Origin of the sequence: Paracerasibacillus soli (assembly GCF_042432965.1) — a bacterium.
Lineage (GTDB): Bacteria > Bacillota > Bacilli > Bacillales > Amphibacillaceae > Paracerasibacillus > Paracerasibacillus soli.
Window position 1 is genome coordinate 1 of the sequence record NZ_JBHLWL010000059.1, and the last position, 879, is coordinate 879.

Annotated in this window: 1 protein-coding gene and 1 pseudogene; both read left to right on the plus strand. The window is 36.4% G+C overall.

Annotated elements, in window-relative coordinates:
• A pseudogene (locus tag ACFFIS_RS14510) lies at positions 1-278 on the plus strand (integrase core domain-containing protein); the annotation flags it as partial.
• A gap of 297 nt (positions 279-575) precedes the next feature.
• Positions 576-879 (plus strand): IS200/IS605 family transposase (gene tnpA / locus ACFFIS_RS14515; RefSeq protein ID WP_390188120.1); only part of this gene is annotated, 304 nt, incomplete at its 3' end.

Genomic DNA, 879 nt, shown 5'->3' on the forward strand with positions numbered 1-879 from the left:
ATCAAGGTTTCCACTACACCAGCCCCCAATTTCAAAAGATGGTGAAAGAAATGGGACTGGGGCAATCTATGTCGCGCCGTGGAAACTGTTGGGATAATGCCCCACAAGAATCGTTTTTTGGCCATTTTAAAGATGAAACAGACTTTAAAGCTTGTGAAACCTTAGAAGATGTAAAACGAGAAATTAAGAGTTATATGATCTATTACAATCATTACCGTAGTCAATGGAACTTAAAAAAGATGACGCCTGCAAAATACAGTCATCATCTTCTTCAAGTTGTTAAAGCCTTTTTTAAAAATGTCCTTTACAAAGGGTACATTTTACATTCATCTCTTCCTGTTTTTTTATCATGATGGGATCGCCCCCGCTACTCTTTAATGTTGATAGAAATTGCTAATTTGCTATTTTTTAACGTACTTCCGAAAGAAGTCTCCCTCTTCAAGCGTGTGAAGGGCGTAGCCCAACGGTAAGTGGGAGATGAATTTCGGTTGGGTGACAGCCCAAAGTCTTTTTCTTTTGCCTCTTTGCTCAATATGGTATAATCAGTCGTATAAAGTGTAGGAGTTGATATTATAATGAGGTTGGATAGTAATAACCATTCGGTGTTCTCAATGCATTACCATCTTGTGTTAGTCGTAAAGTATCGAAGGAAAGTAATAGATGATACTATTTCAGACTATGCTAAAGATAAATTTGTGTCGTTGAGTGAAAAATATAATATCACATTAGTTGAATGGAACCACGATATTGATCATATTCATATTTTGTTCAAAGCACAACCCAACAGTGAATTATCGAAATTCATCAATGCCTATAAAAGTGCCAGTTCAAGACTTATCAAGAAGGATTTTCCTCAAGTCCGAAAAAAGTTATGGAAGG